This window comes from Bradyrhizobium sp. C9 (assembly GCF_002532045.1).
Taxonomy (GTDB): Bacteria; Pseudomonadota; Alphaproteobacteria; order Rhizobiales; family Xanthobacteraceae; genus Bradyrhizobium.
The window spans coordinates 481,229-491,813 of sequence record NZ_NWTG01000002.1; the positions used below are offsets into that span (position 1 = coordinate 481,229).

At 67.3% G+C, this 10,585-nt stretch carries 9 protein-coding genes; 7 read left to right on the top strand and 2 right to left on the bottom strand.

Features of this window, described 5'->3' with window-relative positions; translation table 11 throughout:
• Positions 1-32 precede the first annotated feature (32 nt).
• The 6 genes from coaBC (at position 33) to CO675_RS07160 (ending at position 7,497) form a co-directional block, all read left to right on the top strand.
• Positions 33-1,457 (top strand): bifunctional phosphopantothenoylcysteine decarboxylase/phosphopantothenate--cysteine ligase CoaBC, encoded by a 1,425-nt coding sequence (coaBC, locus tag CO675_RS07135; RefSeq protein ID WP_097671304.1) that lies wholly within the window; start codon positions 33-35, stop codon positions 1,455-1,457.
• The gene (dut, locus tag CO675_RS07140) at positions 1,454-1,912 is read left to right on the top strand and encodes a dUTP diphosphatase (RefSeq protein WP_097671305.1); all 459 of its coding nucleotides are present in this window, start codon (positions 1,454-1,456) and stop codon (positions 1,910-1,912) included. Before coaBC ends, dut begins: the two co-directional genes overlap by 4 nt.
• A 313-nt stretch (positions 1,913-2,225) precedes the next feature.
• The gene (locus tag CO675_RS07145; protein WP_097671306.1) at positions 2,226-4,736 is read left to right on the top strand and encodes a sensor histidine kinase; all 2,511 of its coding nucleotides are present in this window, start codon (positions 2,226-2,228) and stop codon (positions 4,734-4,736) included.
• The gene (tsaE, locus tag CO675_RS07150) at positions 4,733-6,256 is read left to right on the top strand and encodes a tRNA (adenosine(37)-N6)-threonylcarbamoyltransferase complex ATPase subunit type 1 TsaE (RefSeq protein WP_097671307.1); all 1,524 of its coding nucleotides are present in this window, start codon (positions 4,733-4,735) and stop codon (positions 6,254-6,256) included. The genes CO675_RS07145 and tsaE overlap by 4 nt, the downstream gene beginning before the upstream one ends.
• An 87-nt stretch (positions 6,257-6,343) precedes the next feature.
• Positions 6,344-6,664, top strand: a complete 321-nt coding sequence (locus CO675_RS07155; protein ID WP_097671308.1) for a PilZ domain-containing protein — start codon at positions 6,344-6,346, stop codon at positions 6,662-6,664.
• A 110-nt stretch (positions 6,665-6,774) separates the two neighbouring features.
• The gene (locus CO675_RS07160; RefSeq protein WP_097671432.1) at positions 6,775-7,497 is read left to right on the top strand and encodes a nucleotidyltransferase family protein; all 723 of its coding nucleotides are present in this window, start codon (positions 6,775-6,777) and stop codon (positions 7,495-7,497) included.
• A 71-nt stretch (positions 7,498-7,568) separates the two neighbouring features.
• Here the strand turns inward: CO675_RS07160 and CO675_RS07165 are convergent, their stop codons facing one another.
• Positions 7,569-8,582 carry a DUF2891 domain-containing protein gene (locus tag CO675_RS07165; RefSeq protein ID WP_097671309.1) on the bottom strand — a complete coding sequence of 338 codons (1,014 nt, stop codon included), beginning with the start codon at positions 8,580-8,582 and terminating at the stop codon, positions 7,569-7,571.
• Positions 8,579-9,481, bottom strand: a complete 903-nt coding sequence (locus tag CO675_RS07170; RefSeq protein ID WP_097671310.1) for a hypothetical protein — start codon at positions 9,479-9,481, stop codon at positions 8,579-8,581. The genes CO675_RS07165 and CO675_RS07170 overlap by 4 nt, the downstream gene beginning before the upstream one ends.
• Between CO675_RS07170 and CO675_RS07175 the strand changes: the two genes are divergently transcribed.
• Positions 9,453-10,514, top strand: a complete 1,062-nt coding sequence (locus CO675_RS07175; protein ID WP_245452657.1) for a LysR family transcriptional regulator — start codon at positions 9,453-9,455, stop codon at positions 10,512-10,514. The genes CO675_RS07170 and CO675_RS07175 overlap by 29 nt on opposite strands.
• Positions 10,515-10,585: the final 71 nt, after the last annotated feature.

A 10,585-nucleotide genomic window follows, 5' to 3' on the forward strand; every position in this document is an offset into this window, starting at 1 on the left:
GATAGCATCGCTATCATATTTGGGGGTATGCCATGGCCAGCCTGACCATCCGCAAACTCGACGACACGCTGAAGGCCTATCTCCGGCTCCGCTCCGCCAAAAACGGCCGCTCGGTCGAGGAAGAGATCCGGGTGATCCTCCGGGACCTCGCAGAGGGCGGTACGGAGCCCGCAGAGGCGCCTAGCGCAGGTTCCCTGACGGCTGCAGCCCCCGCCCCACGGGTCACCAGCGCGGCCGGCGAGCCCCGCGTGACCCTGATCATCGGCGGCGGCATTGCGGCGTACAAGGCGCTGGATCTGATCCGGCGGCTCAAGGAGCGGCACATCCAGGTCCGCTGCGTGCTGACCAAGGCAGCCCAGCAATTCGTCACCCCGCTAGCGGCCAGCGCGCTGTCGCATGAGCGTGTCTACACCGACCTGTTCGACGCCGAGAGCGAGTTCGACGCCGGCCATATCCGGCTGGCGCGGGACTGCGACCTGATCGTGGTGGCGCCGGCGACCGCCGACCTGATGGCCAAGATGGCGCAGGGCCATGCCGACGATCTCGCCACCGCCACGCTGCTTGCGGCCAACCGGCCGATCCTGCTGGCGCCGGCGATGAACCCCTTGATGTGGAACAATCCGGCCACCCGCCGCAACGTGCTGCAACTGCGCCGCGACGGCGTCCACACCGTTGGCCCCAACGCGGGGGAAATGGCGGAAGCCGGCGAGGCCGGGGTCGGGCGGATGGCCGAGCCGACCGAGATCGCCGCCGCCGCCGACCGCATGCTGCGGCCGCCGCAACCGCGCCCGCTCGCCGGCAAGCGCGTGCTGATCACCGCCGGCCCGACCCATGAGGCGATCGATCCGGTCCGCTACATCGCCAACCGCTCGTCCGGCAAGCAGGGCTTTGCCATTGCGGCCGCTGCGCGCGCCGCCGGCGCCGAGGTCGTGCTGGTGACCGGCCCGGTCGAGCTCGGCGATCCCGCCGGGATCTCCATCATGCGCGTGGAGTCCGCGCGCGACATGTTGCACCGGGTCGAGGCGGCGCTGCCGGTCGACGTCGCGATTTTTGCTGCGGCGGTCGCCGACTGGCGGGTCGCCAGCGAAGGCAGCCAGAAGCTGAAGAAGACCGCAGCCGGGATGCCGCCGCTGCAACTGGTCGAGAACCCCGACATCCTCGCGACGATCTCGAAGCTGAAGGAGAAGCGGCCGCCGCTGGTGATCGGCTTTGCCGCGGAGACCGAGCACCTGATCGAGAACGCCAAGGCGAAATTCGCGCGCAAGGGCTGCGACTGGATCGTCGCCAACGACGTCTCGCCGGCCACCGGCGTGATGGGCGGCGATCGCAACACCGTTCACCTGCTTTCGCGCGAGGGCAAGGACGTCACCGTCGATTCCTGGCCGGTCATGACCAAGGAAGAAGTCGCGAGCGCGCTGGTGTCGCGGATCGCAAGAGCCGTAGGAACCGCATCGTGAGCGCCATCATCAAGGTCGAAGTCCACCAATTGCCGCATGGCGCAGATCTTCTGCTGCCGATCTACCAGACCGCTGATGCCGCCGGGCTCGACCTGCTGGCCGCGGTGCCGCGGTCGGCGCCGTTGCTGCTGCTGCCGGGGCGTTACGAGATGGTTCCGACCGGGCTGACGATCGCGCTGCCGCCGGGCTATGAGGCGCAGGTGCGGCCGCGTTCCGGCCTTGCCGCCAAATACGGCGTCACGGTGCTGAACTCGCCCGGCACGATCGACGCCGACTATCGCGGCGAGATCAACGTGCTCCTGATCAATCACGGCCAGGAGGCCTTCTCGATCCGGCGCGGCGAGCGCATCGCACAGATGGTGATCGCGCCGGTCACAAGGGCCGAGCTGGTTCCAGTCGACGTGCTGTCGCCGACCGATCGCGGCAGCGGCGGCTTCGGCTCGACCGGGCGCTAGAACGCGACGAGAAGTGTGCGGCTCTCTCCGAGAGATCACGCTCCCCGCGCGAATACGGACTCAATTCGCATAAAATCCACGTCACGCGCCGCATTTTTTCACAGCGGATTCTGCGTTCACGGTCTGGACTCTTACTCGCCGAGTCCGGTTGGGACTATTCTGGATTGATTCGAGCGCGACGGGGGTCTTCGTCGGGCTGTCGGGTCCTGCTTGGGCATGATCCCCGGACAAACGTCCAACGTTTGCCGTGAGGGAATACCGGTCTCCTGGTTTCCGGATCATGCCTTAAGGTTTGTGCGTTCTGGGGCAACATATGTCGGGCGTAGTCGCGGCAATGCGTCGAACCCTGCTGTCATGCACCTCACTGGCGCGCGACGGCATGCTTGGGCTCGCCATGTCAGCATTGCTGCCGGCCCGCGCCGCGTTTGCGGCCGAAAACCTGGTGACCCAGGCGCTGTCGGATCATTTCGGCTTCAATCATCAGGAGGTTGCGGTTCTCGCGACGTCGTTCGCGCTGGTCGGTTTCTCCGCCGTCGCCGCGATCCTTTTGATGCGCACCCGCCTGCGCGCGACGCGGAACGAGGAGCTGCTGCAGTCCGAGATCACCGACCTGCAGGCGCAATCCGACCGGCTGCGCGCGCTGCTGTTCGTCGAGCCGCAGGTGCTGATCTCCTGGGCCGCCGGCGACAACCGGCCGCAGATCTCGGGCGACGTCTCGCTGGTGATGTCGCAGGAAAGCGCGCCGCAACGCATCCTCGCCTTCGGAACCTGGCTGCCGCCCGAGCCGGCGCTGCAGATGGACCACGCGGTCGACGCGCTGCGCGAGAAGGGCGAGGCGTTCCTGCTCAACCTCTCGACCTCGGCCGGCCGCGCCATCGAGGCGATGGGCCGCGCGATCGGCGGCCAGGCCATCGTGCGGATCCGCGAGCTCGGCGGCCTGCGCCGCGAGCTTGCCGAATCCAACCTGCGCTACAAGACGCTGCAGGAGGAGACCGAGCTGCTGCGCGATTTCGCCGCCGCCGCGCCATGGCCGATCTGGGCCAAGAGCCTCGAGGGCAACCTGCGCTACGCCAACGCGGCCTATGTCCGCGCCACCGAGGGCAAGAGCGTGTCGGACGCGCTGCAGCGCAACCTCGAACTGCTCGAAAGCGACCAGCGCACCGAACTGACCCGCGCGCTGAACGACAATGCCAATTATGCCGCGCGGCTGCCGATCGTCGTCAGCGGCGAGCGGCGGATCTACGACGTGCAGGCGCTGAAGCTAAGCGGCGGCAGCGCCGGCATCGCGATCGACGCCAGCGAGGCCGCGGCGCTGCGCGCGGCGATCGCACGGATGGTCGAAGCGCACCGGCGCACCCTCGACCAGCTCTCCTCGGGCGTCGCGGTGTTCGATGCCGACCGCCGGCTGACCTTCTACAACGAGTCCTATCGGCGGCTGTGGGGCCTCGACCAGGCCTTCCTCGACAGCAACCCCGACGATTCCAGCGTGCTCGACCGGCTGCGCGCCAACCGCAAGCTGCCCGAGCAGCCGGATTTCCGCGCCTGGAAGGCCAAGCTGCACGAGGCCTATCGCGCGGTCGAATCCGAGACCTATACCTGGTTCCTGCCCGACGGCCGCGCCATCAGCGTCGTCACCACGCCGAACCTCGAGGGCGGCGTCACCTATCTGTTCGACAACGTTACCGAGAGCCTCGACCTCGCGCGCCGCTACGACCGCCTGACCCGGGTGCAGCGCGAGACCCTCGACAATCTCGGCGAGGCGGTCGCGGTGTTCGGCAGCAACGGCCGCGCCGAGCTGTTCAACCCGCCGTTCGCCAAGATGTGGAAGCTGCCGGCCGATGCGCTGCAGGGCGAGCCGCATATCGAGGCGGTGGAGGCGCTGTGCCGGCCGCTGTTCGACGACGCGCCGACCTGGCGGACGCTGCGCGAGCAGATCACCGCGATCGAGAACCGCGCCCAGGTCGCGCTCAAGCTGGAGCGCAAGGATGGCAGCGTGCTGAATTGCATGACCATCCCGCTGCCCGACGGCAAGACCTTGCTCGCCTTCCAGGACATCACCGACACCGAGAATGTCGAGCGGGCGCTGCGCGAGCGCAACGAGGCGCTGGAAGCCGCCGACCAGATGAAGGTGGATTTCGTCCACCACGTCTCCTACGAGCTGCGCGCGCCACTCACCACCATCATCGGCTTCGCGCATTTCCTCAGCGATCCCTCGACCGGGCCGCTGACGCCGAAGCAGGCCGAGTATCTCGACTACGTCACCAAATCGACCAACGCGCTGCTGGCGCTGACCAACAACATTCTCGATCTCGCCACCATCGACGCCGGCGCGATGAAGCTCGAGCTCGGCCCGGTCAATATCGGCCAGGCGATCGAGGCCGCCGCCGAGGGCATCCAGGACCGACTCGCGACCGACCGCATCACGCTCAAGGTCGATATCGAGCCCAACATCGGCGCCTTCGTCGGCGACGAGCGGCGCGTGGTGCAGGTGCTCTACAATCTGCTCGCCAACGCGGTCGGCTTCTCGCCGCATGACGCCACCGTCACGATCAGCGCGCACCGCACCGAGCACAGCGTGGTGTTTGCGGTGACCGACGCCGGACCCGGCATTCCGGCCGAAATGCGCGACAAGGTGTTCAACTGGTTCGAGAGCCATTCGCACGGCTCGCGGCATCGCGGCGCCGGGCTCGGCCTGTCGCTGGTCCGCTCCTTTGTCGAACTGCATGGCGGACGGGTGCGTGTCGATTCGACCGTAGGCCGCGGTACGACCGTGACCTGCGACTTCCCGATCGACCAGACCGCACATCGCAACGCCGCGGAATGACGGCGACCTCGACATTCTCGGTGGCGCTCGCGAACGAAACCGCCACCGCCGAGCTGATGGCCGACCTTGCGCTCCTGATCGGCGCCGGCGACGTCATCACGCTGTCGGGCGACCTCGGCGCCGGCAAGACCGCGGCCGCCCGCGCGCTGATCCGCTATCTCGCCACCGACGATACGCTGGAAGTACCGAGCCCGACCTTCACGCTCGCTCAGACTTACGAACTGCCGTCGTTTCCGCTGGTTCATGCCGACCTCTACCGCATCAACGATGCCAGCGAGCTCGAGGAAATCGGGCTGTCGCCGCTGCCCGACGACATCGTGGCGCTGATCGAGTGGCCGGAACGCGCACCCGACGCCATGCCAACTGACCGCATCGACATCGCGTTCAGCCACCGCCCGGCGCTCGGATCGGCCGCCCGCGCGGCCGAGATCACCGGCCATGGCAAGGGCGCGGCGAAGGTTGCGCGGCTCAACGAGCTGCGCCAGTTCCTCGAGCGCGGCGGCTTCCTCAACGCCCGGCGCGAGCGCATGCCGGGCGATGCCTCGACGCGCTCCTATGCGCGATTGCGCAACGACGACGGCAGCGTCATCCTGATGAACTCGCCGCGCCGCCCCGACGGCCCGGCGATCTACAACGGCAGGTCCTACAGCGCAGCGGTGCATCTCGCCGAAGACGTCAGGCCGTTCGTCGCCATCGGAAACGGCCTGCGCAAGCACGGCTTCTCCGCTCCCGCGATCCGGCACATCGATCTCGAATCCGGCTTCCTGATCACTGAGGATCTCGGCGCCGAAGGCGTGATCGAAGGCGATCCGCCGCAGCCGATCGCCGAGCGTTACGAGGCTGCCGTCGACATGCTGGCGGCGCTGCATCGCGAAGTGCTGCCCGACACGCTGCCGGTGACATCGGACGAGAGCTACGACATCCCGGTGTTCGATATCGACGCCTGGCTGATCGAGATCGGGCTGATGCTGGAATGGTACCTGCCCGATCGCGGCGTGCAGCCGAGCGAGGAGCTCCGCAGCGACTTCCTCGGGATGTGGCGCGGCCTCTTGCAGAAGCCCGCCGCGGCGCCGCAGACCTGGGTGATCCGCGACTTCCATTCGCCGAACATCATCTGGCTTGCCGAGCGCACCGGCATCCTGCGCGTCGGCATCATCGACTTCCAGGACGCGCTGCTCGGCCCTGCGGCCTATGACGTGGTGTCGCTGCTGCAGGATGCGCGGATCGACGTGCCGGAGCAGCTCGAGCTCTCGCTCCTGACCCGCTACATCAAGGCGCGGCGCGCCACCGACGAGAGCTTCGATCCCGCAGGCTTCGCCGAGCTGTATGCGATCATGTCGGCGCAGCGGAACACCCGCCTGCTCGGCACCTTTGCGCGGCTCAACCGCCGCGACGGCAAGCCGCAATACCTGAAGCACCAGCCGCGGATCTGGACCTACCTCGAACGGTCATTGGCCCATCCGGCACTGGCCACCTTCCGCATCTGGTACACAGCCAACGTCCCTCCCCCGGTACCGTAGTTTACGGGTTATTAGCCTTGGGTCTCCTAAGGTTGCGGAGGCCGCACGTCATCCAGGGCGCGGCCGGATCGGGAGCAGGACCACACGATGGGGACGGAACGACGCAAGGGCGATCGTGTCACGTTTGAGCGCGGCATAGCCGCGCACATGATGGGCATCGACGGCACCTGGCGGCGCGACTGCACCATGGAAGACGTGTCGGAGACGGGCGCCAAGCTGTCCGTCGAAGGCTCGGTGGAGGGCCTGAACCTGAAGGAGTTCTTTCTGCTGCTGTCGTCCACAGGATTGGCCTATCGCCGCTGCGAACTGGCGTGGGTCAATGGCGACCAGATCGGCGTCAACTTCCTCAAACAAGGCGACAAGAAGAAGAAAACTGCCAGGCGCGGCGCGCAGGCTGCCGACGTCTAGGCCCCGTTGCCGTCTTACGGCCGTCATGTCCCGTGACTATGGCGGATATGATTGCCGAATCGCCGTGATATGATCGGCGCCGAGAGATGATGACCGAGAATATCAGGAAAATGCCCGTCACTCCCCACAAGGCTATGGTGCTCGCTGCGGGCCTCGGCGTGCGCATGCGCCCCCTGACCAACACGATGCCGAAGCCGCTGGTGAGCGTCGCCGGCCAGCCGCTGCTCGACCATGTGCTCGACAAGCTCGCCGGCGCCGGCGTCACCGAAGCGGTCGTCAACGTACATTATTTGCCCGACCAGATCATCGAGCACGTCAAGACCCGCAGCCGTCCGCGCGTGATCATCTCCGACGAGCGCGACCAGGTGCTCGGCACCGGCGGCGCGGTGGTGAAGGCGCTGCCGCTGCTCGGCGAGGCGCCGTTCTTCCATCTCAACGCCGACACGATGTGGATCGATGGCGTGCGCTCCAATCTGGCGCGGCTGGCGGAAGCCTTCGACCCGGCGCGGATGGATATCCTGCTGCTGATGGCGCCGACCGCCTCGAGCATCGGCTATAGCGGCCGCGGCGACTATTCGATGCTGCCGGACGGCGCGCTGCGCAAGCGCCGGGAAAACCAGGTGGTGCCGTTCGTCTATGCGGGCGCCGCGATCATGTCGCCTGCGCTGTTCGCCGACGCCCCTGCCGGCGAATTCTCGCTGACCAAGATGTTCGACCGCGCCAACGAGCAGGAGCGGCTGTTCGGGCTGCGCCTCGACGGCGTCTGGATGCATGTCGGGACCCCCGACGCGATCCAGGCCGCGGAAGACGCTTTCCTGGAAAGCGTCGCGTAGCGCGTTTTCGTGCGAAGCGGATTCCGGTTCGCATGAAGAAAACGCGTCAAAACTAAAGCCTGGCGCCGCCCTCAGCCTTCGGCGTCGATGGCGAGCACCGCAAAGCTCGCGAGCCAGTGTTCGCCCATATAGTCGCTGGCGATATGCGGCAGGCCGGCGTCAAGATGATCTCGAGCAGCATCCAGCAGGATCGGGCGACGCACATCCGCTTCCGGCAACGCGCCGGCCAGCGCGCGCCAGCACCATGCCCGGCTGAGATTGAGTCCATCGAGATGCGCGAGCTTGCCGTCGGTGCGATCGGTGACCGTCGCGGGCCGGAACAAGGTTGTCGGTTCGTGCTGCGCGAGGTGCGGCAGGAAACGATCGAACCAGGGCAGGAAGTCGCGGGGCGACAGCAGCCGGCGCATGCATTCGGCTTCGATCAGCGCCGACGACTGGAAATCATCGCCGCTCGGCTCACCCCAGGCGGGGCAATCCTGATCGGCGCCGTACCAGCGCAGCGCCGTCTCCTGCAGCAGCGCGCCGAGCGCATTATCGTGTGTCGCGGTCGCGTAGTCGGCGGCCATGCGAAGCCCGAACGCGGTGTTGAAATGCGTGCCGACCCGCACCGGATAGGTGGCAAGCGGCAGGAAATCGCGGAAGCGCTGCGCGAAGATTTGGGCCAGCGGCGCAATCTGCTCGCGCCAGCGCATCTCGTCCAGCGCAGCGAGCTCCGCGGCAAGCTTCAACAGCCAGCCCCAGCCGTAAGGCCGCTTGAAGCCGCGCGCCGTCGGGGCGCCGAGATAGTCGCATTCGGCCGCGATCTTCTCCGTGACGAACTGCGCGTCGAACAGAGCGCGGATGTCGTCCGCCACTTCGGAGGCCGGATAACGGCGCAACAGCCGGGCGAGCATCCAGGTGCTGTGGACGCAGGAGTGCCAGTCGTAGCTGCCGAAGAACACTGGATGCAGCTCGCGCGGCGTGCGTGCATCCTGCGGCCCGGCCAACACGTGATCCGGCTTGTTCGGATATTCGCGCGTAACGTGGCCGAGCGCGATGCGGGCGAAGCGGACGGCGAGGTCCTCGGTCAGGGTGGTCTCGCTCATGATGGGGCTTTCTCCTTGCGCTCGCGCCGGACCAGCATCTCGATCAGGCGCGGCATCATATAGATCGGAAACTGCGTCGCGGCGAAGAACAGCGCCGTCATCGGCGACACCGTCGCGCCCATCGCCGACCAGACCAATCCGACGTTGCGGTTGCTCAGGATGAGGCCCGTGGTCAACCGCTCGGCCAGCGGACCCGGCGTGAGCAGCGCGCCAAGCGCTTGCAGCGCGAGATTGCAGGCGAAGGCAAGGCCCACCAAAGTCAGCGCGGTGGCCGGCTGCGTTGCGATCTGTGCACGCACCCCGGCCATGGTGGAAATCGCGAACACGAGCAGCGAAGCGAGCACGAGCGCGTCGATGATGCGCGAATGCCGCGCCAATTGTGCTGCGGCCTGACGGCGCAGCAAGAGCGCCAGCGCGCCGGCACCGACAACCAGCAGCGCCAGCCGCGCGGCGAGCGCCAGCGGATCGATCGCGAGACCGGCAAATCCCGCCGCGATCAGCGGAACCGTGACCGGAGCCAGCACCATTGACAGCAGCGTCACGGCCAGCGGAATGGTCGCGTCGAAGCCGAGCATGCGCGCGACCGCCGCCGTGCCGGTCGATGGCGGCGCGCACACCGACAGCACCAGCGCGACGATCAGTTCGGTGCGAAATCCAGCGCCGCGCGCCGCGAAGCCGATCGCGAGCGGGCAGGCCAGCATCGCCAGCGCCGGCAGCAGCAGCGAGACCAACGGACGCCCCAGCGCGCGCCGGAACGCCGCGCCGTCGACCTGGAGAAAAGTCCCGAGGACGAGAACGAAGATCGCCGTCGCCATCAGCGGGCGCGCGCCGGCCGCCAGAGCAGGGAAAGCCAGCCCGGCCAGCACGCCGATGACCAGCAAGGTCGGCCCGCGCGGCATCAGCTTCGCGAATGAATGTCCCAAGTATTTCCGCCTCGTCGTCCTGTCGGTCGCGACCGTAGGCCCAAGCAAATCATTGTTGAAATCGATTATTCTTATAAGTATTATTGCTACGATGAATTTATCGGCCGTCGATCTCAACCTGCTGGTCGCCTTCGAGGCGCTGATGGAGGAGCGCCACGTCACCCGCGCCGCCGAGCGCATTGGGCTGGCCCAGCCGTCGATGAGCAGCGCGCTGCGAAGGCTGCGCGCGCTGTTTGCGGACGAACTGTTCCTGCGCGCCGGCGCCGGCATGCAGCCGACCGAAAAGGCATTGGCGCTGGCCGGGCCGATCGGAGAGGCGTTACGGCACATCAGGGGTGCGCTGGCGCCCGATCGAAGCTTCGATCCGGCCACCGCACGACGGCGTTTCACCATCGCTGCGACCGACTACGGCGACCTCGTTCTGGTACCGGAACTGAGCCGTCTGTTGCGCATGGAAGCACCTGGCATCGACCTTGCCGTGCGTCCGCTGACTGACACGACGGCGGCCCTGGCTAAGCTCGAGCGCGCCGAACTCGATGCGCTGATCGGCGGCCATCTGCCGGACTCGCCACGCTGCGTCCGGCATCGGCTGTTCGAGGAACGCTTCGTCTGCATCCGAGACGGCGCGCGCGCGGGCCGATCGGAGGCGCTCAGCCTGGGCGATTATGCCACCCTGCCGCATGCGCTGTTCTCCGCGGCCGGCGGCGATGGCCTGCCGAGCGTGATCGACGCGCTGCTGGCGCGGCATCGGCTGAAGCGACGGGTGGCCGTGACGCTGGCGCATGTGGTGGCCGTTCCCTTCGCGGTGGCTGGCACCGATCTCATCGCCACGATGGCCGAGCGCGTCGCCCGCCGCTTCACGCATCTCGCCGAAATCGCCGTCGTGATGCCGCCGATCGACATCCCTGCCTTTGCGATCGACCTGATCCATACAGTCCGCGCGGCCGAGGATCCGGCGCTGCGCTGGTTCCTGGATGCCGTCGATCGCAGCACCCGCCGGCTGCGATAATCGGCTGACTCGGTTGAGCGAGAGGGGTGGCTAACGACAGCCGCCGCTCCCTATATTGGCGCCTGATTCGA